Annotated in this window: 23 protein-coding genes; 9 read left to right on the plus strand and 14 right to left on the minus strand. The window is 73.5% G+C overall.

The genetic code is table 11. The annotated features are described in order from the left end of the window. Positions 1-63 precede the first annotated feature (63 nt). Both ACIBQ6_RS43460 and ACIBQ6_RS43465 read left to right on the plus strand, forming a co-directional pair. Positions 64-966: a serine hydrolase gene (locus ACIBQ6_RS43460; RefSeq protein ID WP_397218709.1), complete on the plus strand. Its 903-nt coding sequence runs from the start codon at positions 64-66 to the stop codon at positions 964-966. A gap of 213 nt (positions 967-1,179) precedes the next feature. Then, complete coding sequence (locus ACIBQ6_RS43465) at positions 1,180-2,418, plus strand: MFS transporter (protein WP_397218710.1); 1,239 nt, start codon at positions 1,180-1,182, stop codon at positions 2,416-2,418. Here the strand turns inward: ACIBQ6_RS43465 and ACIBQ6_RS43470 are convergent. The 8 genes from ACIBQ6_RS43470 to ACIBQ6_RS43505 form a co-directional block, all read right to left on the minus strand. After that, positions 2,387-3,889, minus strand: coding sequence for an MFS transporter (locus ACIBQ6_RS43470; RefSeq protein WP_397218711.1), 1,503 nt, complete (start codon positions 3,887-3,889; stop codon positions 2,387-2,389). The two genes, ACIBQ6_RS43465 and ACIBQ6_RS43470, sit on opposite strands and share 32 nt — an antisense overlap. 35 nt (positions 3,890-3,924) lie before the next feature. Further along, complete coding sequence (locus tag ACIBQ6_RS43475; RefSeq protein WP_397218712.1) at positions 3,925-6,879, minus strand: AfsR/SARP family transcriptional regulator; 2,955 nt, start codon at positions 6,877-6,879, stop codon at positions 3,925-3,927. A gap of 7 nt (positions 6,880-6,886) precedes the next feature. After that, positions 6,887-7,633 (minus strand): isocitrate lyase/phosphoenolpyruvate mutase family protein, encoded by a 747-nt coding sequence (locus tag ACIBQ6_RS43480; protein WP_358283834.1) that lies wholly within the window; start codon positions 7,631-7,633, stop codon positions 6,887-6,889. Beyond that, on the minus strand, positions 7,630-8,409 hold the full coding sequence (locus ACIBQ6_RS43485) for a cytochrome P450 (RefSeq protein WP_397218713.1): 780 nt from the start codon (positions 8,407-8,409) through the stop codon (positions 7,630-7,632). The genes ACIBQ6_RS43480 and ACIBQ6_RS43485 overlap by 4 nt, the downstream gene beginning before the upstream one ends. A 59-nt stretch (positions 8,410-8,468) precedes the next feature. Continuing rightward, positions 8,469-9,143, minus strand: a complete 675-nt coding sequence (locus ACIBQ6_RS43490) for a DUF998 domain-containing protein (protein ID WP_397218715.1) — start codon at positions 9,141-9,143, stop codon at positions 8,469-8,471. Then, complete coding sequence (locus ACIBQ6_RS43495; protein WP_397218716.1) at positions 9,140-10,351, minus strand: glycosyltransferase; 1,212 nt, start codon at positions 10,349-10,351, stop codon at positions 9,140-9,142. The genes ACIBQ6_RS43490 and ACIBQ6_RS43495 overlap by 4 nt, the downstream gene beginning before the upstream one ends. An 81-nt stretch (positions 10,352-10,432) precedes the next feature. Continuing rightward, positions 10,433-11,245, minus strand: a complete 813-nt coding sequence (locus ACIBQ6_RS43500) for a DMT family transporter (RefSeq protein WP_397218717.1) — start codon at positions 11,243-11,245, stop codon at positions 10,433-10,435. Between the two features lie 37 nt (positions 11,246-11,282). Beyond that, the gene (locus ACIBQ6_RS43505) at positions 11,283-11,900 is read right to left on the minus strand and encodes a DedA family protein (protein ID WP_358283845.1); all 618 of its coding nucleotides are present in this window, start codon (positions 11,898-11,900) and stop codon (positions 11,283-11,285) included. 392 nt (positions 11,901-12,292) lie between these two features. On the opposite strand from ACIBQ6_RS43505, the gene ACIBQ6_RS43510 reads away from it, so the two are divergent. Continuing rightward, positions 12,293-13,468: a sensor histidine kinase gene (locus ACIBQ6_RS43510; RefSeq protein ID WP_397218718.1), complete on the plus strand. Its 1,176-nt coding sequence runs from the start codon at positions 12,293-12,295 to the stop codon at positions 13,466-13,468. 16 nt (positions 13,469-13,484) lie between these two features. Further along, positions 13,485-14,453 (plus strand): hypothetical protein, encoded by a 969-nt coding sequence (locus ACIBQ6_RS43515; protein ID WP_397218719.1) that lies wholly within the window; start codon positions 13,485-13,487, stop codon positions 14,451-14,453. Here the strand turns inward: ACIBQ6_RS43515 and ACIBQ6_RS43520 are convergent. After that, entirely contained in the window at positions 14,361-15,002 is a 642-nt protein-coding gene (locus ACIBQ6_RS43520) for a VC0807 family protein (RefSeq protein WP_358283851.1), read from the minus strand. The genes ACIBQ6_RS43515 and ACIBQ6_RS43520 overlap by 93 nt on opposite strands. Before the next feature lie 217 nt (positions 15,003-15,219). Next, complete coding sequence (gene leuE / locus ACIBQ6_RS43525; protein WP_397218720.1) at positions 15,220-15,873, minus strand: leucine efflux protein LeuE; 654 nt, start codon at positions 15,871-15,873, stop codon at positions 15,220-15,222. Positions 15,874-15,979: 106 nt separating this feature from the next. Between leuE and ACIBQ6_RS43530 the strand changes: the two genes are divergently transcribed. The 3 genes from ACIBQ6_RS43530 to ACIBQ6_RS43540 all read left to right on the plus strand — a co-directional run bounded on the left by ACIBQ6_RS43530 (position 15,980) and on the right by ACIBQ6_RS43540 (position 18,235). Beyond that, on the plus strand, positions 15,980-17,371 hold the full coding sequence (locus ACIBQ6_RS43530) for a selenium-binding protein SBP56-related protein (protein WP_352327571.1): 1,392 nt from the start codon (positions 15,980-15,982) through the stop codon (positions 17,369-17,371). Between the two features lie 23 nt (positions 17,372-17,394). Beyond that, positions 17,395-17,994 carry a hypothetical protein gene (locus ACIBQ6_RS43535; protein ID WP_397218721.1) on the plus strand — a complete coding sequence of 200 codons (600 nt, stop codon included), beginning with the start codon at positions 17,395-17,397 and terminating at the stop codon, positions 17,992-17,994. Positions 17,995-18,058: 64 nt separating this feature from the next. Further along, the gene (locus tag ACIBQ6_RS43540; RefSeq protein WP_397218723.1) at positions 18,059-18,235 is read left to right on the plus strand and encodes a hypothetical protein; all 177 of its coding nucleotides are present in this window, start codon (positions 18,059-18,061) and stop codon (positions 18,233-18,235) included. 20 nt (positions 18,236-18,255) lie between these two features. Here ACIBQ6_RS43540 and ACIBQ6_RS43545 read toward each other — a convergent pair whose 3' ends face one another. After that, on the minus strand, positions 18,256-19,134 hold the full coding sequence (locus tag ACIBQ6_RS43545) for a hypothetical protein (protein WP_397218724.1): 879 nt from the start codon (positions 19,132-19,134) through the stop codon (positions 18,256-18,258). Between the two features lie 149 nt (positions 19,135-19,283). On the opposite strand from ACIBQ6_RS43545, the gene ACIBQ6_RS43550 reads away from it, so the two are divergent. Further along, positions 19,284-22,451 carry a BTAD domain-containing putative transcriptional regulator gene (locus ACIBQ6_RS43550; RefSeq protein WP_397218725.1) on the plus strand — a complete coding sequence of 1,056 codons (3,168 nt, stop codon included), beginning with the start codon at positions 19,284-19,286 and terminating at the stop codon, positions 22,449-22,451. Positions 22,452-22,461: 10 nt separating this feature from the next. On the opposite strand, the gene ACIBQ6_RS43555 is transcribed toward ACIBQ6_RS43550, so the two are convergent. From ACIBQ6_RS43555 to ACIBQ6_RS43565, 3 genes are read right to left on the minus strand one after another with little or no spacing between them, the layout of a single operon-like run. Further along, a complete protein-coding gene (locus tag ACIBQ6_RS43555; RefSeq protein ID WP_352350427.1) occupies positions 22,462-23,223 on the minus strand; it encodes an ABC transporter permease in 762 nt (253 codons plus the stop codon). After that, positions 23,220-24,131 (minus strand): ATP-binding cassette domain-containing protein, encoded by a 912-nt coding sequence (locus ACIBQ6_RS43560; protein ID WP_397218726.1) that lies wholly within the window; start codon positions 24,129-24,131, stop codon positions 23,220-23,222. Before ACIBQ6_RS43560 ends, ACIBQ6_RS43555 begins: the two co-directional genes overlap by 4 nt. A 41-nt stretch (positions 24,132-24,172) precedes the next feature. Beyond that, positions 24,173-24,649, minus strand: coding sequence for an Lrp/AsnC family transcriptional regulator (locus tag ACIBQ6_RS43565; RefSeq protein WP_358283862.1), 477 nt, complete (start codon positions 24,647-24,649; stop codon positions 24,173-24,175). A 94-nt stretch (positions 24,650-24,743) separates the two neighbouring features. On the opposite strand from ACIBQ6_RS43565, the gene ACIBQ6_RS43570 reads away from it, so the two are divergent. Beyond that, positions 24,744-25,436, plus strand: a complete 693-nt coding sequence (locus ACIBQ6_RS43570) for a nitroreductase family protein (RefSeq protein WP_358283864.1) — start codon at positions 24,744-24,746, stop codon at positions 25,434-25,436. Positions 25,437-25,497 lie beyond the last annotated feature (61 nt).

A 25,497-nucleotide genomic window follows, 5' to 3' on the forward strand; every position in this document is an offset into this window, starting at 1 on the left:
TTGCCGCCACTGGGCAGAAGGTGATCAAAACCCCCGAGACGTGACGATCGCGGGGGTTTGCGGGTGTGGTGGAGATGGCTGGCCGTCGTGGTGGTCTGGGGGCTCGCGGCCGGATGTGCGGCTGGACGGCTGCCCGGGGTGCCCGGCGTGCGGAAGGCGCCGGTGACGGTCGGCCGATGCGTCCTGAAATTTCCGGACAAGAGGGCTGGGAGGGCGGCCCGCGACCGGCTTGAGCACGACATCGAGCAGTACCTGTCCAGACGCCCGGGACGGATCGCCTACAGCATGCTGGAGCGCGACAGCGGCATCACCCTGGGCCGCGGCGAGCACCAGCACGACATGATCACCGCCAGCGGCGTCAAGGTGGACATCCTGACGGCGCTCGTGCTCGGCCGCGGCGGCCTGGGCGAGGAGGAACGCGACCTGGCCGAGCGCATGATCACCGAGAGCGACAACGGCGCCGCGGACGCGTTGTGGGGGCGGGTCGGCGGCGCGATGGGCGAGTTCTACCGGCGCATGGGCCTGACCGAGACCGTCCCCGGGCCCGGCGTCTTCTGGGGCGGCACCAACACCAGCCCCGCCGACCGCATCCGCCTGCTCCAGGTGCTGGTGGAGGGCGGCGAGGGCCTGTCCGGCCGTGACCGCGACCTCGTGCTCGGCCTGATGGGACGCGTGGTCAAGGACCAGTCGTGGGGCGTCAGCGCGGCCGCCCGCCCGGTGGACCGGGTGGCGTTGAAGAACGGCTGGACGCCACGCCCGTTCATCCACAACACCTGGGCGGTGACCAGCTACGGCCGTGTCGTCGGGCCGGGGCGGGACCTGCTGCTGGCGGTGCAGACCGACGAGCAGCCGGGGGAGGGGGCGGGCATCGAGACCATCGAGGGGGTGGCCAGGATGATCGGCTCCCGCCTCGACGAGCTGTCGCCGACGACGATCCGGTCCTGCCCGAGGAACCCGGGCCCCTGACGCCGCCCCTCCCGGCCTCCGCCCTCCCGGACCTCGCCGGAATGAAGTAAGTCGCACGTTTCCTGCAATAGGATCGGCTCTCGTCGCGTTTGACTGAAATGACTGATTGACCGCTCGGCGGCCGGCACCCGCCGGTATCTACCCCGGTCGAAGCCCACCTCCGACGGTGCGCTCCCCCGGGGGAGGACTCCGTCATGATCTGGACGGAGACCCTTGAAGTCCTACCTCGACGTGCTGGCCACCCCCGGCGCCTGGCGGTTCCTCGTGCCCGCGCTGCTGGCCCGGGTGCCGTTCGCGATGACCCAGATGGGCATCCTGCTGCTGGTCCAGTGGTCCACCGGCTCCTACGGCGCGGCCGGGATCACCGCCGCCGCCTCCGCCGTCTGCCAGGCCCTCATCGGCCCCCAGACAGGCCGCCTGGCCGACCGGTACGGCCAGGCCCGCGTGCTGCTGCCGCAGGTGGCCCTGCACGCCCTGGCCATGGGCGGCCTGCTGGCCCTGGCCGCCGCGCACGCCCACCTCGCGCCGCTGGTCGCCATGGCCGCCCTCGTCGGCGCGTCTGGACCGCAGGTCGGCTCGATGGTCCGGGCCCGCTGGGCGCACCGGCTCGGCGGCACCGGCAGGCTGAACACGGCGTTCGCGGTCGAGTCGATCACCGACGAGCTGACGTTCACGCTGGCCCCGGTGCTGCTGGTGGGGCTGTCCGCGGCGTACTCGCCGGTGGTCGCGCTGCTCGGCGGGCTGGTGCTGATCCTGGTGGGCACGGTCGTCTTCGCCGCCGTCCGGACGGGCGCGCCCGAGCCGGTGCCGGTCAGGATCGCCGCCTCCAAGGGCGTGCTGCGGCGGCGCGGCGTGGCGCTGCTGGCCGCCGCCTTCCTGGCCATGGGGTCGGTCTTCGGCAGCCTCCAGGTCGGCGTCACCTCGCTCACCACCGCCCTGCACGCGCCCGCCGCCGCCGGACCGGTCTACGGCGTCTTCTCCGGCGCCAGCATGCTCGGCGGCCTGCTGTACGGCGCGGTCCGCTGGCGGTCCTCCGCCCGCGCCCGGCTGGTCGCCGGGCTGGCCCTGCTCGCGGTCGCGACCAGCGCGTTCACGCTGGCCGGAGCCGTCCCCCACATGTACGTCGCCGCCGCCCTGGCCGGCCTGGTGATCGCCCCCGTGGTGATCACCGGCTACACCCTGGTCGAGGGCCTGGTCGCGGCGGAGGTCCGCACCGAGGCGTTCACCTGGCTGAACGGCGGCATCGCCCTCGGCATCGCGGCCGGGTCGTCGGTCGCCGGGCAGCTCGTGGACCACTTCGGCGCGTCCCTGGCGTTCGTCGTCGCGCCGGCGGCGACGGGCGTGGCCGCGCTGCTCGTGCTGGCCAGGGTGCGCAGCCTGCGCCCGCTGCCCGCCGGGCCCGCGGCAGAGACCCCGTCGCTCACCGAGGGACCGGCTGCTCTTCCTGGATGACCTTCGGCACGCCGCGCAGCCAGGCCAGCGCGAACACCGCGACCACGGCCAGCAGGACCGCCGTGACCAGCGTCGTCACCTGCATCCCCGACACGAACGCCGTGCGCGCCGCGCGCATCAGCTCCCCGGCCGCCTGCGGGGGCAGCTCCGCCGCCGTGGCGGTGGCCCCGGCGATCGACTCCCGTGCCGCCTCGCCGGGCACCCCGGCGGGCACCAGCAGGTTCGCGCGGTAGACGCTGTTGAGCACCGTGCCCAGGACCGCGATGCCCAGCGCCCCGCCCAGCTCGAACGCCGTCTCCGACACCGCGGCCGCCGCCCCCGCCCGCTCCTTGGGCGCGGTGGCCAGGATGTTGTCGTTGTTCACGGTGAAGGTGAGCCCGACCCCCAGCCCGCCGATCATCATCACCGGCAGCAGGGTGAGATAGTCCAGCTCGGTGCCGAGCATGGCGTACCGGACGAACGCACCGGCGTTCAGCGCCAGGCCGAGCGCGACCACGCCGTTCCTGCCGAGCCGGCCGATGAGCCGGGCCGCGAGCACCCCGCCCACCGCGCCGCTGAGACCGCCGGGCAGCTGCGCCAGCCCGGCCTGGAGCGGGGTCCACCCCAGGACGAGCTGCAGGTACCAGGCGAACAGCAGGTTCATGGCCGACAACGCGAAGATCGCCAGCAGGTTCGTGCCCACGGACGCGCTGAAGGCCCGCCGCCGGAACAGCCGTACGTCGATCAGCGGCGTGGCCAGCCGGCCCTGCCGCCGGACGAACAGCACCAGGCACACCGCGCCCACCACGGCCGCCCCCAGCACGTCCGCGTGCGCCAGGCCCTGGTGGGCGGCCTCCTTGACCGCGTAGACGGCCGTCACGACACCGGCGAAGGACAGCACCACGCTGGGCCCGTCCACCCGCCCGGCGGGGCCGCGCGACTCCGGCAGCACCAGGAACCCGCAGACCAGCACCAGCGCCATGATCGGCACATTGATCAGGAACACCGACCCCCACCAGAAATGGTCCAGCAGCACGCCGCCGACGACCGGCCCCAGCGCGAACCCGGCCGCGCTCATCCCGCTCCAGATCCCGATGGCCGCGGTCCGCTCACGCGGGTCGGCGAAGACGTTCCTGACGATCGAGAGCGTGGACGGCATGATCATCGCGCCCGCCACGCCCAGCAGCGTCCTGGCGGCGATCAGCAGCTCGGGGTTCGGGGCGTAGGCGGTCACCACCGAGGCGGCGCCGAAACCGGCCGCGCCGATCAGCAGCAGCCGCTTGCGGCCCACGCGGTCCCCGAGGTTGCCCATGGTGACGAGGAGCCCGGCCAGGGCGAACCCGTACATGTCGCCGATCCAGAGCAGTTGCGTCGAGCTCGCACCGAGGTCGGCGACCAGCCGGGGGAGCGCCAGATGCAACACGGTGAGATCGACCGAGAGCAGCAGCGTCGCCAGGCAGGCGATGGCCAGACAGGCCCATTTTCGCGTCATGCCGTCCACGGTGGCGAGGACGGCTGACGGGCCGCCTACCGTTCGCTGACCGCCCGGCCGAGGGCCTCGTCGATGCGGTTGCGGATGTCCTCGGTGCTGTACCAGTCGTCGGGGCACTCGGCGCGGGCCTGGGCCAGCAGGGACAGCGCGGCGTCGCGCTCGCCGCCGATCAGCGCCACCTCGGCCATCCCGAGGTGCGCCCACGCCAGCATGTCCATGGAGCCCACGCGACGGGCCAGCTCGGCCGCCTCCTCGTAGTCGGCGCGGCCGCCCAGCGGCTCGCCCATGCCGAGCAGCGCGTCGCCGCGCCGGCACAGGGCCTCGGCCATCTCCGCCCGCGCGTCGAGCTCGCGGGCCAGCGTCAGCGCCTCGTCCGACAGCGCGTACGAGGCCGCGTAGTCGCCCTCGCGGGAGGCCAGCTCGCCGAGGCCCGACAGCACCAGCACCGTCCCCCAGCGCTCGCCGATGCCCCGGAAGGCGGCCAGGGCGCGCCGGAAGGTGGCCAGCGACTCCTCGATCCGCCCCAGGATCTGCAGCACGAACCCCGCGCCGCTGTACGACAACGCCCGCTGCCAGGGCGGCAGCCCCTCGGTGTGGGCCAGCAGCTCGCGGTAGATCTGCTCGACGTCGCCCGGCGGCCCGGTGAACATCGACCGCATCATCATCAGGAACTCCACCCGCTCCGGCAGGTGGGCGATCGGCAGCAGCTCGCGCACCTCGGCCAGCCGCTCGCGCACGACGTCGTCGGCCACGCCCGTCCAGGCGGTGACGAGCAGGCACATGACGTACTCCTCCTCCATGCCGGCGGGGCGGGCGTCGCCGATCCTGGCCAGCAGCGCGGCGGCCAGCCCGGCGATGACGCCGCGGTGGCCGCGCATCCACCAGTAGCAGGCGCTGTGCGCCAGCAGCCGCAGGCCGGTCTCCGGCTCCCCGGACGCGGTCGTCCAGCGCACGGCGGCTTCGAGGTCGTCGCTCTCCTGGTCGAGGCGGGCCAGCCAGGTGAGCTGGTCGGCGGTCCGCAGCAGCGGGTCGGCGGTCAGGACGAGGTCGAGGTAGTAGGCGGTGTGCGCGTCCCTGATCGCGGCGGTCTCGCCGGACTCGGCCAGGCGTTCCGCGCAGAACGCCCGGATCGTGTCGAGCATGCGGTACCGGCCGCCGACGTACTCCACCAGCGACTTCTCCGCCAGCGAGAACAGCACCTCCTCCGGCAGCCCGCACACCCGCTCGGCCGCCTCGGGCGTGGCGCCGCCGACGAACACGCTCAGGCGGGCGGCCAGGCGCTGCTCGGCGTCGTCCAGCAGGTCCCAGCTCCACGCGACGACCGCGCGCAGCGTCTGGTGCCGGGGCAGCGCCGTACGGCTGCCGCGGGTCAGCAGCCGGAACCGGTCGTCCAGGCGGGCCGCCACGTCGGCGACCGACAGCGTACGGAGGCGGGCCGCGGCCAGCTCGATGGCCAGCGGCAGCCCGTCGAGCGCCCGGCAGATGCGCACCACGTCGGCGGCGTTGCCGGCGTCCACGGCGAACCCCGGACGCACGGCGGCGGCCCGGTCGGCGAACAGCCGGACGGCGGCGTACTCCAGCGGGTCGTCCGGCTCCGGCGGCGGCAGGCGCAGCGGGGACACCGGCAGGATCGACTCCCCGGTGATGCCCAGCGCCTCGCGACTGGTGGTCAGCACCCGCAGCCCGGGGCAGGAGGCCAGCAGCGCGTCGGCGAGCTCGGCCACGGCGGCGACCAGATGCTCGCAGTTGTCCAGGACGAGCAGCAGGTCGCGCTCGGCCAGCGCGGTGAGCAGCCGGGTGACGGGGCCGACCGCGGCGCGCTGGGGCGCGGGCAGCAGGGCGTCGCGGATGTCGAGGGCGACCAGCACCGCGCCGGGCACCCCGGCCGCGCCGGCCACGTGGGCGAGGGGCACGAAGCACACGTCGCCCGGCTCCTGGGCGGCCGCCTCCTGCGCCAGCCTGGTCTTGCCCGCGCCGCCGGGGCCGATCAGCGTGACGAGCCTGCTGTCCCGCAGCCGCGCGCCCACCTGCGCCAGCTCCTCCGCCCGGCCCACGAAACTGGTCAGCTGCGCCCGCAACCCCTGCTTGAACCCCCCGCGCGACGACCCGGCGGGCCCTCCGGGCGCGGGAAGGGACGAGGGAACCGGCGGCTGGATCGGCGCGGAAGCCGGTGCGGAGGTCGGCGCGGCGTTCGGCGCGGTGCTCAGCGGGGGGCTCGGCGCGGTGATCTGCGGAGGGTTCGGCGCGGTGTTCTGCGGGGTGAGGGACGGGTCGGCGCGCAGGACGGCGAGGTGCGCGGCGGCCAGCTCGGCGCCCGGCTCGATGCCCAGCTCCCGGTCGAGCAGCCGCCGCGCCTCGTCGTAGACGGCCAGCGCCTCGGCCTGCCGCCCGCTGCCGTACAGGGCGCGCATGAGCTGGGCGCGCAGGCGCTCGCGCAGCGGATGGGCGGCGGTGAGCCGGCGCAGCTCGGCGACCAGGTCGCGGTGCCGCCCGAGCGCCAGGTCGGCCTGGAGGCGGTCCTCGACGGCCGCCAGCCGCAGCTCCTCCAGCCCGGCCGCGGCGGACACCGCGTGCGGCGCGTCGGCGAGCGGCGCGCCCCGCCACAACTCCAGCGCCTCGGAGAGCAGCGCCGCCGCCCGCCCGGCGTCCCCGGCGGCCAGCGCCCGCCGCCCGTCCAGGGCCAGGAGCTCGAAGCGGCGCGCGTCCACGTCGTGCGGGTCGGCGACCAGCCGGTAGCCCGCCGGGTGGAACTCGACCAGGTCCCGGCCGAGCGCCCGGCGCAGCCTGGACACCTGGGACTGCAGCGCGTTGGCCACGCCGTCCGGCGGGTGGGGGCCGTAGAGGTCGTCCACGAGCTGTCCGGCGCCGACGACGCGGCCGGCGTTCAGGGCCAGCAGGGTGAGCAGGGCACGCACCCGCGGCCCGCCGAGCGCCACCGGCGCGCCGTCCTCGTCCAGCACGCTGGTGGGTCCGAGGATCTCGAAGCGCATGCCCCGATTATCGGGTCTGCGGGAGGAGTGCGGCGATTTCTCCGTACGTCGGCAGCGCCGGGGCGTCCTTGCCCTGCGCGCCCAGCACGGCGGCCAGAGCGCCCTGGAGCGCGGCCCGGTAGAGCAGCGAGCCGGTGCTCACCCGGGCCACCCCCGCCTCGGCCAGCCGGTCCAGCGTCGGCCCGCCCGGCTGGTAGAGCACGTTGAGCGGCAGCCGCGTACGCGCGACGACCTCGGCGATCTCCGCCGGATCCGAGAGCCCGGGGACGAAGATGCCGTCGGCGTGCTCGTAGGCGTCCACCCGTTCGCGCCAGTCGCCGGTGCCCAGCCAGTGGGTGTCGGTGCGGGCGTTGACGAACACGCCGTGGCCCTTGGCGGCCTCGATGATCCGCCGGTGCAGCTCGACCGGGCGCAGCGTGCCGTCGGGACGGCCGTCCTCCAGGTTCACGCCCGCCACCCCGAGCGCGGCCAGGCTCGCGACCAGGTCCGACACCTCCTGCGGGTCGTCGCTGAAGCCGCCCTCGATGTCCACCGTGACCAGCACGCCCAGGTCCTTGACCGTCTCGGCGAGCTCGATCGTCTCGGCCCTGGTCGCGCCGGCGGCGTCCGGCTTGCCGTGCACGGCGGACACGCCGAGGCTGGTGGTGCCGATCGCGGGGAAGCCGTGCGCGGCCAGGATCGCGGCCGAGCCGTAGTCCCACGCGTTGGGCAGCAGCAGCGGGTCGCCCGGCTTGTGCAGGTCGTGGAAGTTCATCGGCGGGTCCCTTCGAGGAGCGCGTCGAGCACGCCGGCGGCCAGCGCGAGGGCGTGGGCGGGAGCGGGGCAGGGGCGCAGGCCGTCCCCGAACGTCAGGTGGGGGGCGGGGCCCCGGGAGGCGTCGAAGCGGTCGGGGTCGGCGAACACCTCGGGATCGCGGTTGGCCGCGACCAGGTCGATCGTGACCTCCTCGCCGGTGCGGGTGTCGAGCCTGCGGCTGGCCTTCAGCGGCGGGTCCTGCCTGAGCGTCTCGCGCAGCACCGCCTCGGGGTCGTCGCCCGGCACGGCGTGGGTGAGCGCGTTCTCGATGAGCGCCTCGGTGGCGGCGTGGCCCTGGAGCAGCAGGGTGACGGCCGGCAGGTCGGTCAGGCCGAGCAGTTCGGCGACGGCGGCGTCGGCCTGCGGGCTCCCCTCGCCCGACAGGTAGCCGCTCGCGGCCGCGGGCACGGCCGAGGTGTCCGGCACGCCGAGCGCGGCCCCCAGCACGGCCGTCGGCACGCCGCGCCAGTCGCCGTCACGGTCGCCGCAACGGTCGCCGCAACGGTCGAGCGTCGCGGCCCTGGCGGCCGTCCGCAGCTCGGCCGGGTCGAGGGCGGACAGGCGCTCGACGACCAGGCGGCGGCGTTCGGCGTGCGTCTCGCCGGTGCTGAAGCGCGACACGTGGGCCCGCAGCCAGGCGAGCGTCCCCGGCTCGCCGTCCTGCGGGACGGGCGGCGGCACGTACCGGCCGTCGGAGAGCACCGCCCGGGCTTCGGCGTGGTGGGTGATGAGCATGGGTCCACGCTAGGCCGCCGACCGTTCGACGGCGGACGAAGTGTGGCTGCGCATCCCCGTCACGCCGCCAGCTGCTGCGGGCTCTCGGGCTGCGCGGGCGCCCCGGTGGCCCGCGTGCCCTGCACCCGTGCGGCGGCGCGGCCCGGTGCGCAGGCCAGCGCCATGGCGACGACGAGGACGATCTCGGCCAGCACGAGTCCCCGTTCGAGCAGCCCGTAGTACGCCTCGCCGCCGATCAGCGAGGAGGTGACGGCGGCCGGGTGGGCCGCCAGGTACGCGACCAGCGTGAGCCCGGACGTCACGCTCAGGGCCTTGACCGCGCTCCAGCGCGCGGCCGCCGCCCGTCCTCTGGCCAGGGTCCAGCCGGCGACCGGCAGCGCGGTGAAGACCACGGCCGCCGACCAGCGGTGGATCTCCCCGCCGAGCGTGCTGACGTCCGACATGCCGGGATCGGTGGGGAAGATGGCGCTGAGCATCAGCCCGGCCGCCCCCGCCAGCAGCAGCACGCGGGTCGCGGCGGTCCGCCCCGGCTCCCGGGCGGCCAGCCCGTACGCCAGCGCCAGGCAGGCGGCGGCCAGCGCCAGCGTCCCGGCCAGCACCGGCAGCATGCCGCCGGGGACGAGCGCGTAGTCGCTGATCAGCGGCTGCTCGGGCAGGGTCACCTGCGCGTAGCCGAGGGCGGCCACCGCCGCCACGGCTCCGGCCACGGGAGCGAGCACGGCACGCCAGGTCATCGTGTCACCTCGTCGTAGATCTGCTCGAAGCGGGCCAGCGACACCTGGTCGTCGTGGGTCAGCGCCAGCGCCCGGCTGGCGTTGCCCAGGCGGGCGCGCAGGTCGTCGTCGGTGAGGACGGCGGTCAGGTGCCTGGCCAGCGCGACCACGTCGCCCGGCTGGTAGAGGTAGCCGTTGCCGTTCACCAGGTGCGGCAGGGCCATCGCGTCGGCGGCCACGACGGGCAGGCCGGACGCCATGGCCTCCAGCGTGGCGATGCTCTGCAGCTCGGCGACGCCCGGCATGGCGAACACGTCGGCGGCGGCGAACGCCTGCGGCATGCTCTCGTCGGGCACGAACCCGACGAAGAACACCCGGTCGCCCACCCCGATGCGGTTGGCCAGCTTCTCCAGCTCCATCCGCTGGTTGCCGCGGCCCACGAACGCCACCTGCGCGTCGGTCTCGTTGAGCACGAGGGGCAGCGCGCGGATCAGCTCGTCGAGGTGCTTCTCCTCGTCCAGGCGGCCCACGAACAGGGCGGTCGGCCGGTCGGGCAGCGCGAACCGCCGGCGCGCCCACGACTTGGGCTCGGCGTGCGGGTGGAACCTGGCCAGGTCGATGCCGCACGAGACGGCCTCGACGTCGCGGGAGAAGCCCTGGTCGGACAGGAGCTTGGCGGCCAGCGGGGTCGGCGTGGTGATGTGGTCGGCGCGCTTGAAGACGCGGCTGAAGTCGCGCCAGGCCAGCCGGCCCGCCCTGGCCCGCAGCGCCTCGGGGACGTGCCCGAACTGGAAGAGGTTGTCGGGCATGAAGTGGTTGGTGGCCACGACCGGCACGCCGCGGCGCCGGGCGGCGGCGATGGCGGCCCGGCCGACCACGAAGTGGCCCTGGGTGTGCAGCACGTCCGGGTCGATGTCGGCCACCAGCCGGTCGAGCCTGGTCGGCACGGTGACCCGCATGGTCGGGTGGACCAGCAGCGGGGCCGAGCGCAGCCGGTGGACGATCACGCCGTCCACCACGTCGGCGCTGGCCGGGCCGGCCTCCGACTGGCACACCACGTGCACCTCGTTGCCGCGCGCGGCCAGGCCGGTGGCCAGGCGGTGGGTGAAGTAGGCGGCGCCGTTCACGTCGGGGGGATAGGTGTCGGTCGAGATCAGGACGCGGCGGGGACGTTCGGGGGCGGGCGCGAGCTGGGCGTGGTCGGTGACGTTGCGCAGGGGCATGGCCATGACGGTGACTCCGCTTTCACAAGGGGGGACGGCTGGGGGAGGGCCGATGGACGAACAGGGGGTTTCGGTCAGGGGAGGGGATCAGGCGAGGTCGTTGCGCGCCTCCAGCGGGGACGTCCGGGCCAGGGCGAACGTGCCCGCCGCGGTCAGGGCGGCGGCCGCGATCGGCGCGAGGCCGGACGGCAGCGGCTCGCCGAGCAGCAGCGCCCCGAAGGCCACCGCCGTGAGCGGGTCGGCGATCTGCAGCGCGGCGAAGGAGACGCCGAAGTGCCCGACGGCGTAGGCGCGTTGCAGCATCACCAGCGCCAGCAGCAGCGGCACCGGCAGGGCCAGCAGGTACCACCAGTTCCAGCCGCCGTCCACGAGCACGCGCATGAGCGTGGCGGTGGCGCCGTACAGGACGCCGGAGCCGGTGGCCAGCAGCGCGGCCCGGCCGGCGGGGGAGGCCGCCTTCGAGCCCGCCCACAGCAGCACCGCCGCGACGCCGGCCACGGCGAGCAGGGTGAGCACGCCCGTGGGCGCCAGGTACGTCGGCCCGTCGGACTCGGGCACCAGCAGCACCAGGCCGATCAGCCCGGCCGCGACCACGCCCGCCGCGGCCAGCTCCTTGCGGGAGGGCCGGCGGCCGTGCAGCGCGGCGGCGATGGGCAGCGCGAACAGCAGGCTGGCCACCCCCATCGGCTGCACCACGGTCAGCGGGCCGAGCCCGAGGGCGACGATGTGCAGGCCGCCGCCCGTCACGATGGAGACGCCGCCGAGCAGCCAGCGCGGCCTGCGCAGCAGGGCCAGCAGCGCGGGCTTCGCCGAGCCCGCCGCCTCGAACTGCTGCAGCGCGGCCCCGAGCGCGAAGAACAGCGAACCGACCAGCGCGATCGCCGCGGCCAGCACACTCATGGCGCACTCCCTTCAGACGGATGGTTGCCGGACAGGGTCAAACGGACGTGTCCACCGGAAGACGTTCCGGGGAAGGCTGGGTGGCGCGCCGCTTCCTGGCCCACCGCACCAGCTCGACGAGCCCGGTGATCGACAGCGCGATCCCGAGGCCCAGCAGCAGGCCCTTGATCGGGTCGTTCTCGAAGGCCATGCCGCCGAAGAAGCCGATCAGCCCGGAGTACACCGCCCAGGAGCTCGTCGCGATGGCGTCGAAGAACGTGAACGAGCGCAGCGGATGACCGACGGCGCCCATGGTCAGCGTCGTCGCGGTCCGCCCGCCGGGGATGTACCTGGCCACGACCAGCACCATTCCGCCCCGCTCGGCCAGCGCGCCGCGCGCCCAGACGAATGCCTTCTTGTCCCGCAGCCGCCTGGCCGACTTGTTGCCGATCAGGTACGACACGTGGTCGCCCACGAACGCGCCGAGCGCCGCGACCACGATCACCAGGGCCAGGTTGGTCTGGCCGGAGGCGGCGAACACCGCCGCGGTGATGACCGACGTCTCGGCGGGCACGACGGGGAAGAACCCGTCGAGCAGCGCCAGGGCGAACAGCGCCACGTACAGCCATGGCGATGACATCACCTGCTGGACGAGGTCGAGAATGGCGTGCGACATATGCGTGGACTCCGATCGTCAGGGCACTCACCAAGCCTGTCGGCGTGAGCGGACCGGGGACATCGGGGATGCCCCCGGTCGAACGCGGGCCCGTCCCCTAGGAGGGTCAGGGCCGCCTACCCCATGAAGGTAGAAATTCCGCAGGTCGTGGCACATCGGCCCATCGGCACGCGCCACCCCCTACTTTCGTCAGGGGCGGACGTGCGACTTCCGTGTGACACCCACGATCAAACCGGTTGCGCGCCCCGGAAACAGGAGAGGAGGTATCCGCCTTTCAGGTGGGGTTAGCCCCACCGTGATCACTGCACCAGGCCCCACCCTGACTTTCGTCAGGGGCGCCGCATGACCTTCGGGCGGGACCGGCAGCGCCGGGCGGCGGATACCGTCGGGGCGTGAACCGTCTGCGTCGTGAGAGTCGCCGTCAGGTCGTCCTCGACCTGCTGCTGTGGGCCGTGCTGGGCGTCTTCGTGACCGCCATGGGCCCCGACCCGTTCGCCGATCCGGCCGGGTTCGCGTTGGTGACGCTGCCCAGGGTCGGGCTGGCCGCGCTGGCCGTGCTCGTGGGCCGGCCCTGGCCGCTGGCGGCGCTGGTGCTGCTGCTGCCGCTCGGCCCGTGGACCTTCACCGAGGGCTTCGCGACGGTGGACCTGACGTGGCTGCTGCCCCGGCGCGACGTGAAGATCCTGCCGCTGCTCGCGACCTCGCCGTTCATCATCTGGTACGCCTACCTCACCGGCCGGCGCATGACCCGGCTGTGGCCCGCGGGCGCCGTGTTCTGCCTGATCACGGCCATCGGCTGCGGGGTGGTGCTGCTCCAGGGCGGTGACCTGGCGCTGTGGGTGTCGATGGGCACCGGGCTCGTCGGCACGTACCTGGTCCCGTACCTGCTGGGCCTGCTCCGGCGGGGCGTGCTCCAGCAGCGGCGGCAGGCGCGGCTGTCGGTCGAGGCGCAGGCGCGGCTGCGTGAGCGGGCCAGGATCGCCCGCGAGATGCACGACTCGCTCGGCCACGACCTGGCGCTGATCGCGGTGCGCGCCGGCGGGCTCGAAGTCGCTCCCGGGCTCGGCCCGGCCCAGGTCAAGGCGGCCGGCGAGCTGCGCATGGCGGCGGCCGACGCGACCGAGCGGCTGCGCCAGATCATCGGCCTGCTGCGCGAGGACGCCGAGGAGGCCCCGCTGTCCCCGGTGGGCGAGGACGTCGCCGAGCTGGTCGGCCGGGCCAGGGACTCCGGCATGTCGATCACCCTGGAGCTGGCGCCGGGGGCGTCGTCGGAGCTGGCGCACGCCGTCGTCCAGGAAGGGCTGACGAACGCGGCCAAGCACGCGCCGGGGGCGGCGGTCGCCGTGTCGGTCGCGCCGCATCGGGTGGTCGTGCGCAACGGCCCGCCGAGCTCGCGTCCCAGCGCCCGGCGCGGCGGGCTGGGCCTGGCGGGGCTGCGCGAGCGCGTACGGCTGGCCGGCGCCACGCTGACCGCGGGCCCCGACGGCGACGGCTTCCGCCTGGCCGTCGAGCTCCCCCGCGAGGGGGAGGCGGATCCCCGCCGGTCGGGAGGGGACCGGCCCGCCTGAGGCGCACGATCGTGGCATGACAGAACAGCGAGCGGGCATCGGCCGGCTCACCGCCGCGATCGTGGCGGTCGCCGCCACGCTGCCCTACCTCACGATCAAGACGCTCTGGCTGACCGGCGACCCCGTCGGCGTCTCCGACCCGGCGCTCATGGACAACGGGCAGATGCTGGGGATGAACGCGCTGACCTTCGCCATGGAGGCCGCCGGGCTGCTGCTGGCCCTGGCCTTCACCATGCGCTGGGGCATGCGGCTGCCCGCCTGGCTGGTGCTGCTGCCGCTGTGGGTGGGGACCGGCCTGCTGTCGGTGCTGGCCGTCACGACCCCGCTGATCCTGCTGATCGGCGGCCTGACGATCTTCAGCGGCGGCCCGATCCAGACCTGGGTCTATCTGGTCGTCTACGGCGGTTTCATCACTCTCGGCGTCGCCCTGATGACGGACTTCGTCCTCTACGCCCGCGACCGCTGGCCCGCCGTCTTCGCCACCCCGGTCAGGCTGCCGTTCCCCAGCGCGACCCGATCGTTCCAGGAGGTGGTGGCGTGGGGCGCGCTCCTGGTGGCGACCGCCGTCGGGGCGCTGCGGGTCGTCATGGCGTTCGACGGGACCGTCCAGGCCGTGCAGAACGGGCTGAAGGCGCTGCTCGCGGTGGGCGGGGCGGCCGCGCTGGTGGCTCTGGTCAGGCGGCGCGGGAACGGCCCGTTCTGGCGGCCGCTGGCGCTGGCCTGGCTGGGGTCGGGCTCGTTGTTCGGCTGGGGGCTGTTCTCGATGATCGTCAGGTCCACGGGCGGCCCCCTGGCCTACGGCGGCACGGGCGTCGCGGACTTCGCCGAGCTGTTCGGCATGCTGACCGGGCTGGTGATGGGGATGTGTGGAGCGTTCCTGCTGGCCGAACGGTCAGGCGTGGGCCACGTGCAGCCTGGCCAGGACGCGCTTGAACGCCAGGATCGAGAAGGTGATCGCCAGCCCGCTGATCACGGCCACCGCTGAGGTGCGCAGCACCATGAACGCGCCGAGCGAGCCCTCCAGCTTCTCGTAGACGGCCAGGAAGATGCTCAGTGTCGAGTTGGCCAGCAGCACGAACGCCCACAGCAGCGTGATCCTGGCGAAGAACCTGCGCACCCGCTCGTGCTTGAGCACGGCCGACGGCAGGTGGATGTAGTCGAGGGTGAGCTTCTGCACCAGCGGCCGGTTGAGCCGGACGGAGGCCAGGAACACCATGCTGATGCAGATCGTGCCCAGCTCCGGCTGGATGAAGAACCACATCCAGGTGCCCGTCCAGAACGACACCAGGGCCCGCACCGTGACCGCGAACGCGGCCAGGAACATGGTGGCGGGCACCTTGATCCCTCTGATCAGCCGCCAGGCCACGCCGAGGTACACCCAGGAGACCGTGGCCACCAGGGCCCACTTGAAGCCCAGCACGACCATGGCGAGGTAGAACACCAGCAGGGGGGCGACCACGCCTTCGAGCAGGCGGGGGGCCGCCTGACGGGCGAGCGCGGTCAGACGGGGGAGTGCGACCGGATGGTGGTTCAAGGCTGCTCCGCAGATAGGCCGACGATCAGCGTCTACCCGGGCTTCGGGGGTCCAGGCTTGCCGGATGGACCGGTCGTCGTCACCGCCGGACGCGACTCCGCCCGGTGCGACCCCGAAGGCCGGTGGCCTACCGTACCGGAGCCCGGCGAGTAGGACTGCCGCTTTTGCCGCGTTCCATCTGTTCCATACGAAACCAGCTCACCCTTGAACCCGGCTTTCAGCCGAGTGACGCCGTGGCGAGCTTGGCGCCGAACCCGAGGAACAACGCGCCGACGCCCGAGGTCAGGCCCGCACTCAGCTTCCTGTGCCGGCGGAACTGACCGGCAAGGAACGTGCCGGAGAAGATCAGCGTGGTGAGGTAGACCACGCTGAAGATCTGGATCACCGCGCCCAGGATGAGGAACGACAGCCAGGGGGCGCTGTACCCGGGGTCCACGAACGGGATGAAGAACGACAGGAAGAACAGGATCGCCTTCGGGTTCAGCAGGCTGATCGTCAGGGCCTTGCGGAACGGCCTGGCCTGCCGCACGGGGGCCGCCCCGGACTCGTCCGCCGCCGCCGGACGAGCCCGCCAGGCCCGTACCGCGCCGCGGATCATCTGGAAGCCCATCCAGGCCAGGTAGGCGGCGCCGGCGTACTTGACGACGGTGAACAGCACGGGCGTCGCGCGCAGCAGGGACGCGGCCCCGGCGGCGGCGAGCACCATCAGGACGGTGTCGCCGAGGAACACGCCCGCCGCGGCCCGGTAGCCCTGCCGGACGCCGTGCTGGGCGGCGAAGCTGAGGACGTACAGGGAGTTCGGGCCGGGCAGCAGCACGATGAAGAAGGCGCCGACGACGTAGGTCCAGATGTCCGTGATACCGAAGAACACGCTTAACGGTATCGCGTGATATGTGCCGATTCAGTCGGTCGGTGGCTGCACATTGCGGCGCTGATGCCTATTGACCCAGTAGGGATACTCGTGAATATCTGGTGTCATGGCTCTCTGGACCCCCGACCCCACGTTCTACCCCTCCCCGCGCGACGCCGTCGAGGCCCCCGTGGAGAAGCTGGCCTACGTCGCCGCCTTCGACCGGTCGGCGAATCGTCCGGACGCGCTGGCCGTGCTCGACACCGACCCCGCCTCGCCGGCCTACGGCACCGTCATCGGCTGGACCGACCTGCCCGGCACCGGCGACGAGCTGCACCACTTCGGCTGGAACGCCTGCAGCAGCGCTCTGTGCCCCAACGCCCCGCACCCGCACGTCGAGCGGCGCTACCTGGTCGTGCCCGGCCTGCGCTCCTCGCGCATCCACATCTACGACACCAAGGACCGGATCAGCCCCGAGCTGGTCAAGGTGATCGACGCCGAGTCGCTGGCCAGGCGGGCGGGCTACTCCCGCCCGCACACCGTCCACTGCGGTCCCGAGGGCCTGTACGTCTCGGCGCTCGGCGGCGCGGACGGCGCCGAGGGCCCCGGCGGCATCGCCGTGCTCGACCACACCTCCTTCGAGGTGCTCGGCCGGTGGGAGCTGGACCGCGGGCCGCAGTACCTCGCCTACGACTTCTGGTGGCACATCAACCACGACGTGCTGATCACCTCGGAGTGGGGCACGCCGTCCATGATCGAGGACGGCGTGGTCGGCGAGCTGCTGCTCGGCCGCAAGTACGGCCACAAGCTGCACTTCTGGGACCTGCGCAAGCGCCGGCACGTCCAGGAGGTGGACCTGGGCGACCAGCACCAGATGCCGCTGGAGCTGCGCCCCGCCCACGACCCCACCCGCCTGTACGGCTTCGTCGGCGTGGTCACCAGCGTGGAGGACCTGTCGGCCTCCGTCTGGCTGTGGTTCCACGAGGACGGCCGCTGGCAGGCGCGGAAGGTCATCACCATCCCCGCAGAACCGGCCGACCCCGCCCTGCTGCCGCCCGTGCTGCAGCCGTTCGCCGCCGTGCCGCCGCTGGTCACCGACATCGCCCTCTCCGTGGACGACCAGCGCCTGTACGTCTCCTGCTGGGGCACCGGGGAGCTGAAGCAGTACGACGTGTCGGACCCGTACAAGCCGGTCGAGCTGGGATCCCTGCGGATTGGCGGCATCACCCGGCGCACCCCGCACCCCGCCGAACCCGGACTCCCGCTGCGCGGCGGCCCCCAGATGGTCGAGGTGAGCCGCGACGGCCGCCGCGTCTACCTCACCAACTCCCTGTACGGCTCCTGGGACGACCAGTTCTATCCCGAGGGCGTCGGAGCCTGGCTCGCCAAGGTCGACGCCGACTCCTTCACCTTCGACACCGCCTTCTTCCCCCACGGCGACGCCTTCCGCGGCCTGCGTCCCCACCAGGTGCGCCTCCAGGGCGGCGACGCCTCCTCCGACTCCTACTGCTATCCGTGACCATGCCCGCCACCATGCCCGCCATGAGCACCGCGACGGTCCTGCTGCTCGGAGCCTTCCACGGCCTGAACCCGGCCATGGGCTGGCTCTTCGCGGTGGCCCGCGGCCTGCAGGAGCGCAGCCGCGACCTGCTGCTCCAGTCGATCCCCGTGATCGCCCTGGGCCACCTGGCGTCGGTGGCCCTGGTCGCCCTGGTCGTGGCCGCCACCGGCTCCCTGGTGACGGGCGCGGCGCTGCCGGTGGTCGGCGGGCTGGTGCTGGTGGCGTTCGGGCTGTGGCGGCTGCTGTCCACCCGCCACTTCCGGTGGGTGGGCATGCGCCTGTCGCTCGCCCAGCTCGCCGGCTGGTCGTTCCTGATGTCGTCGGCCCACGGCGCCGGGCTCATGCTGCTGCCCGTACTCACCGGGCTGCGCGCGGAGGGCCACCCGGGGCACGCCGTCTCAGGAGGGCTGGCGGTGGCGGCCCTGCACACGCTGGCCATGTTCGTGGTGGCCGGCGTCGTGGCCCTGGTGGTCTACGAGGTGCTCGGCCTGACGATCCTGCGCCGCGCCTGGTTCAACGTGGACCGCATGTGGGCCGCCGCCCTGATCGCCGCCGGCCTCCTCACCCTCCTCCAGGCCTGACCGGAACACCTCGCAGAGCCGGTCGGCGTGAACGGCCCGGTCGATCCAGGTTTCGAGGACGGCGATGTCCGTGCAGGCGGTGACCCCCTCCCGCACGTCATCGGGCACCTCCACGCCTCGCCCGTCCAGCAGCCGCAAGAGCCCCCTGGCCATGCCCCTGGCCATGCCCCTGGCCATGTCCCTGGCCATGGCCTCCGCTTCGCCTTCGGCGCGCAGCATCTGGGCGTACTCGGACCGGTAGCGGTACGTCATGGCCGCCGGTCAGCCCTGTTCCGGTTGCTCGTCGTCCGTGCCGAAGATGTCGGTGAGGCTGGTGGCGTGGATGGCCCGCTTGCACCAGGTTTCGAGGACGGTGGTGTCCGTGCAGGTGGTGATGCGCCGGCGCACCTCGTCGGGGATCACCACTCCACGGCCGTCGAGAATCATCAGCAGCACCTTGGCTTCGCCTTCGGCGCGCAGCATCTGGGCGTACTCGGACTGGTAGCGGTAGGTCTTGGTCGCCATCAGGTCTCTCCAGATTCGTCGGGCGTCGGTGTTTCCGAGGCCTACTTCGGTTTGTTCGGCGATGTGTCCCGCGCTGGTGGTGTCGGTGGTGTCCAAGGCGTCTGCCAGGACTTCCAGTATGGCAGCGACCTCCTTGGAACGGGCGTGGGTCAGCGCCGAGAACATGGTGAGCACCACGTCGTTCACCGCCTCGGCGAGGTCGTCGATCACGGGGATGTTGTGCGGGCCCACGACGACCGCGCGGACGGACAGCGTCGGCCAGTCCGGCAGGCCGATCGTCTTCGGAAGGGCGGCCCAGGTGGCGGTCGCCTCGTCCTGGCAGATCACCAGCAGCGTCACGGGGCAGCCGAACTTGACGTGCACGTGGCTGATGTAGTGCGCCCAGGCGGCGGTCTTGCGGTCGTCGGGCTTGGACTGCGACTCGGTGATGACCGCGTGCTGTCCCTCCAGGGACGTGAACATCATGATCGTGTCGGCGCGCCGCTCGATCGGCTTGATCTCGGTCAGGTCGGCGTCCACCACCGCGACCTCGGTCGGTGACGGGAAGGGGATGTCGAGCACCTTGAAGACGCTCGTGCAGAGCTCTGGATTGTCACGGAAGACGCGGTGCAGCGCCTCGTGCTGGGAGGAGATCACGGGCGGAACGTTAGCGGCCGATGACGCTCTGTGTTCGCGAAAAACGGACGGCGGGCGCGCGGCGGTGGAAAGAGTTCATCCCCGGGAGGAAACGGGCGGGGGAAAGGTCTCTACCGGAGCATGTGCGCAGGCAGGGCAGGATGTGATGGATGCGGATATCCATCCTGGGGCCGTTGGAGGTCGAGGGCGACGGGGGAGCGGTCGTGGTCGGCGGTCTCCGGCTGCGGGCGCTGCTGGCCGTGCTGGCGCTCGAAGCGGGCCGTACGGTCACGGCGGAGCGGCTGATCGACGTGCTCTGGCCGCAGGAGCCGCCCGCCAACGCGGCCAACGCGCTGCAGACGCTGGTCAGACGGCTGCGGGCGGCGCTCAGGCCGGACGAGGTGATCGACAGCCGCCCCGCCGGGTACGCCCTCGCGCTCCCCGCCGAGCAGGTGGACGCGCTGGAGTTCCGGCGGCTGGCCGGCGAGGACGCGGACCGGGCGCTGGCGTTGTGGCGTGGGGCGGCGCTGGCGGATCTCACGTCGGTCCCGTACCTGGCGGACGCGGCGACCGCGCTGGAGCAGGAGCGGCTGGCGGCGGTCGAGGCCAGGGCCGAGCGCCTGCTGGCGGCGGGGCGGCCGGTCGAGCTCGCCGCCGAGGTGACGGCGCACCCGTTGCGCGAGCGGCTGGTCGGGCTGGCCATGCGCGGGCTGGCCGCGTCCGGACGGCAGGCCGAGGCGCTGGAGCTGTTCGAACGCACCCGTCACCGGCTGGCCGACGAGCTGGGCGTCGATCCCGGCGCCGAGCTGCGGGCCGCGCACCTGGCCGTGTTGTCGGCGGAGCCGCCTCCGGTCGCGTGGCCCAGAAGCCGGCCGAAGGGCAACGTACGCAAGCCGCGCACCAGCTTCATCGGCCGGGAGGCCGAGCTCGGACGGCTCACCGGCCTGCTCCGCCACGACCGGCTCGTCACGCTCGTGGGCCCCGGCGGCGCCGGCAAGACCAGACTGGCGACCGAGGCGGCCCTTCAGCTGTCCACCGAACCCCGCACCGAGGCCGCCCTCCGGTCGGCCGCCGGACCCTCCACACTTCGGACGGCAGGCGAGCCCGGCGGTCGGCGGGAGGTCGTGGCGTGGATGGTGGAGCTGGGTTCGGTCAGTGACCCGGCCGGCGTGTCCGGAGCCGTGCTCGACGCCCTCGGCCTGCGCGACGACCGCCCCGGCTACCGCCCGCCCGAGGCGGCCAAGGACGTGGTCGAGCAGGTCGCCGAGGCGCTGGGCGAGCGGCCCGCGCTGGTCGTGCTGGACAACTGCGAGCACGTGGTGACGGCCGCGGCCGTGCTGGTCGAGCGGCTGCTCGACGAGTGCCCCGAGCTGCGCGTGCTGGCCACCAGCAGGGAGCCGCTCAACGTGCCGGGCGAGCGGCTGCTGCCCCTCCCGCCGCTCGAACCGCCGCCGGCGGGCGCCGGACCCGCCGAGGCGGCGGCCTACCCGTCGGTGCGGCTGCTGGTCGACCGGGCGGCGGCGGCCCGGCCGTCGTTCGCCGTGGACGAGGGCAACGCGGCGGCCGTGGTCGCGCTCTGCCGCAGGCTCGACGGCATGCCGCTGGCCATCGAGCTGGCCGCCGCCCGGCTGCGCACGATGACCCCGCGCCAGCTCGCCGACCGGCTGGACGACAGGTTCAGGCTGCTCGACGGCGGCAGCCGTACCGCGCTGCCGCGCCAGCAGACGCTGCGGGCGGTCGTGGAGTGGAGCTGGGACCTGCTCGACGAGCGGGAACGCGTGCTGGCCAGGCGGTTCGGCGTGTTCGCCGGCGGCGCGTCCCTGGAGGCCGTCGAGGAGGTGTGCGGCGGCACGGCCGACGTCCTCGGCGCGCTGGCCGACAAGTCCCTGGTGCGCCTGTCGCCCGAAGGCCGCTACTCGATGCTGGAGACCATCCGCGCCTACGCCCTGGAACGCCTGGCCGAGGCGGACGAGACCGCCGAGTACCGCGACCGGCACGCCCGCCACCTGCTCGACCTGGCCGAACGCGCGGTGCCCGAGCTGCGCACCGCCACCCAGGTGGAGTGGATCGAACGGCTGGCGGCGGAACGCGACGACTTCGCGGCGGCGCTGCGCTGGCTGATCGACCGGCGGGACGCCGGGCCCGCGCTGCGGCTGTGCGGGGCGCTCAACTGGTACTGGTGGATGTGCGGCTACCGCCGCGAGAGCGCGGCCTGGGCCAGGCAGGCGCTCGACCTGGCCGGGGACACGCCGCCGCCGGGGCTCGCGGAGGCGTACACGTCCTGCATGTTCGCCTACGGCGTCGACGTGTTCGGGACGATCAGCAACGACCGCGCGGCCATGCTGGAGCTGTCGGGCCGGATGGAGGAGCTGGTGGAGCGGGCGGCTCGGGAGGGGCCGGTGCACCCGCTGCTGCTGATCAGCAGGGTCGTCATGGCCGCGGCGGCCGGGCAGGACGAGCGGGCGGCCGCGCTGATCGGCGACTACGCCGGCAGCGACGACCTGTGGTTGTCGTCCGCCGCCCTGATGATCGGCGGCCGGATGCGGTCGGGGGGAGAGCGGGAGCGGGAGCTGGAACGGGCGGTCGAGGGCTTCCGGCGGCTCGGCGACCGCTGGGGGCTGAGCGAGGCGCTGCTGGGCCTGGCCGACCTGCGGGCCGAGCGCGGCGCAGGCACCGACGACCTGATCGCCGAGACCAGGTCGCTGACCAGCGAATGGATCAGCGACGACGAGTCGATCTCCACCCTGATCCGGCTCGCCCAGCTCCGCCTGCGGGTGGACGACCTGGACGGCGCGGGCGCCGACCTCGCCATGGCCAGGTCCCGGGTGGGCGAGGAGACGTCGCCGTGGACGCTGGTGCTGCTCGGCCTGGGCGAGGCCGCGTACCAGGAGCGGCGCGGCGACCTGGCCGGCAGCCTGGCGATCTACCGGGACATGGACGGCGTCGTGGCCGCGGCTCCCCGGGTGCCGCAGATCACGGCGGTGTACCTGATCTCCTACGGCCGGGCCCTGGCCCGCGCCGGCGACCTGGACGCCGCGCTGGCCCGGCACCGCCAGGCGCTCGACGTCCTCGGCGACGTCAGCCCGGACCGGCCGCTGCTGTCGATGACGCTGGCCGGGTTCGCGCTGGCGGCGCAGGCCGCGGGCGACCAGGAACGGGCGGCGGTGCTGTTCGGCGGGGCGTCGGCGGTCGTCCCCCAGGACACCTCGCCCGACACCCTGGAGGGACACGCGGCGGCCAGGAAGGCGCTCGGCGACGAGCTCTTCGACCGCCGTTTCGCCGAGGGCGCCGCCCTGCCGCCGGACGAGCTCTACGCGATGGCCGGCGGCACCACGTAGGAGGGCGCGGTCACCGCACTTTCCTGTTGTAGGCACGAAGGGCGAAGGGGGCGAAGAGGGCGAGCAGCGCGGCGGCCCAGCCGAGCGTGATCCACACGTCGGACGCCGCCAGGCCGCCCACCAGGAGCCCGCGCAGCGCGCCGGCCAGGTGCGAGACCGGGTTGACGCCCATCCACCAGGTCAGCCAGCCCGGCAGGTCGGTGGCGGGGATGAAGGCGCTGCTGCCGAACGTGAGCGGCAGCAGCACGGCGGTCGCGATGCCCTGCATCGAGGCGACCGACTTGGCCACCAGCCCGATCCAGGCCGACCCCCAGCTCAGCGCCGTCACCATGAGCAGCACCAGGCCGATCCCGGCCAGCGCGCTCAGCGGATCGGTCCGCACGCGGAAGCCGACGGCGTACCCCACGGCCAGCGACATGGCGATGGTGATCAGCAGGGTCAGCAGGTCGGCCATGATGCGCCCGGCCAGCGGCGCCGACCTGGCGATCGGCATCGTCCTGAACCGGTCGAACACGCCGTTGCCGATGTCGGTGGCCAGGTTCATGCCCGTCGTGATCGTCGCCATCAGCGCGACCTGGACGAGCACGCCGGGCAGCATGTACGACACCGCCCCCGCCCGGTCGCCGCCGGCCGCCCCGCCGAACAGGTAGACGAAGATGACGATCATGAAGACGGGCTGGAGCAGCAGCCCGGCGAGCTGGCCGGGGTTGTTCTTCAACGGGATCAGGCTGCGCCAGGCGAGCGTCAGCCCTTGGGAGAGCGCGGTGGTCATGAGCTTGCTCCGGTGAGTGTGCGGAAGACGTCGTCGAGTGAGGGCAGGCGCAGGGCGTGCTCGGCCAGCACGATCCCGGCGTCGTCCAGCCGCCTCAGCAGGTCGAGCGGCGCGGCCAGGTCGTGCACGGGCACGCTGAGCAGCCCGTCCACGGCCGTGGCGCCGAGGATCGAGCCGGCCTTCTCCAGGTCGGCGGCGTGCAGCGGCCGGACGTCCAGCCGGTGGCCGCCGGCCAGCGACTTGAGCTCGGCCGGCGTGCCGCTCGCCGCCACCCGGCCGCGGTCGATGACCAGCAGGTCGTCGGCGAGCTGGTCGGCCTCCTCCAGGTACTGGGTGGTCAGCAGGACCGTCACCCCGTCCGCGACCAGTTCCCTGACCACGTCCCACAGGTCGCCGCGGGCCCGCGGGTCGAGGCCGGTCGTCGGCTCGTCGAGGAACAGGATCCGGGGCCGGCTGACCAGGCTGACCGCCAGGTCCAGCCGGCGGCGCATGCCGCCCGAGTAGCCGGCCGCCGCCCGGCCCGCCGCCTCCTCCAGGCCGAACCTGGCCAGCAGCTCGGCGGCCCTGGCCCTGGCGGCCGCCCTGGACAGGCCGAGCAGGCGGCCGACGAGCACGAGGTTCTGGGTGCCGGTCAGCTTCTCGTCGACCGAGGCGTACTGGCCGGTCAGGCCGATCAGCTCGCGGACCCGGCGGGCCTGGGTGACGACGTCGTGCCCGCCGACCGTGGCGTGGCCGGCGTCGGGGGCGGCGAGGGTGGCCAGGATGCGGACGGCGGTGGTCTTGCCCGCGCCGTTGGGGCCGAGCACGCCGAGCACGGTGCCGGTCCTGACCCGCAGGCCGACGCCGTCCAGCGCGGTCTTGTCGCCGTACCGCTTGACGAGCCCTTCCGCTTCGATCGCGTATGTCATGCCCCCTACGGTCGCGGAGGGCGCTGGCAGCGGCCTGGCACCTACCTGTCAGCCGCCGCCAGCGGCAGCACCCGGTGCGGCACGACGGTCGACAGCGCGATGACGGTGGTGCTCCGGCGCACGCCGGGGATCGTCAGCATCCGGTCGATCACCCGCTGCACGTGCTCGTTGTCGCGGCCCGCGACGCGGCACCAGACGTCGCCAGGACCGGTCACGATGCAGGCTTCGAGCAGCTCGGGGATGGACTCCAGGGTTCTGGAGATGTGCTCGCGGGCGGCCTGCTCGACCTCCAGGGTGGTGAACGCCTGCACCGGGTAGCCGAGCGCGGCGGGGGACAGGTTCGGGCCGTAGTCGATGATCACGCGGTCCGCGGCCATCCGGTCCAGCCTGGCCTGTACGGTCCCCCGCGCCACCCCGAGCAGCCGGGCGATCTCCAGCAGCCCGCTGCGCGGCCGGTCGGCGACCAGGCGCAGGACGCGCAGGTCCAGATCGTCGAGCCCGCGGCGACGTGCCGGCATATTCGCCTCCCAAAAGCCGATTCGGCTGTCAGATCGGCAGCATACGGCGCGCGGTGTTGTCAGACCCGCCGGTCGTGCCGAGACTGCGGATCTTATGGAGCACCAGTTTCCGTTCGTCCCCTACCGGCCCGAACGTTACGACGCCGACGAGATGATCAAGCGCGGGGAGGAGTTCCACGCGCTGGCCGACCGGCGGCGCAGCGTGCGCTTCTTCAGCGACGAGCCGGTGCCGTACCGGTGCGTCGAGCTGGCCGTGCGGGCGGCCAACACCGCGCCGTCGGGCGCGCACCAGCAGCCGTGGAAGTTCGTGGTGATCGGCGACCCGGAGGTCAAGCGGCGCATCCGCGAGGCAGCCGAGGAGGAGGAACGCCGCAACTACGAGGGCGGCAGGCTGCCGCAGGAGTGGCGCGAGGCGCTGGCCCCGCTGGAGACGACCTCCGACAAGGGCTACCTGGAGGTCGTGCCGTGGCTGGTGGTGTGCTTCGCCGAGAAGTACGGCATGCGCCCCGGCGGCCGCAAGGTCAAGCACTACTACGTCAACGAGAGCGTGGGCATCGCCTGCGGCCTGTTCATCACCGCCCTGCACGCCATGGGCCTGTCCACGCTCACCCACACCCCCAACCCGATGGCCTTCCTCAGCGAGATCTGCGGACGCCCGGCCAACGAGCGGCCCTACATCCTGTTCCCCGTCGGGTACGCCGCCCCCGACGCCGAGGTGCCTGACCTCGCCAGGAAACCGCTGGAAGAGGCCCTGATCCGGTTCGACGGAAAATTGGGCCTTTCCTAGGGCACCCATCGTCTTCACTCTCAGTTCAGGCGCGGGTCAAACCCCCCAGTCCCGCGCGGGC

The organism is Nonomuraea sp. NPDC049655 (assembly GCF_044465465.1).
Classification (GTDB): Bacteria; Actinomycetota; Actinomycetes; order Streptosporangiales; family Streptosporangiaceae; genus Nonomuraea.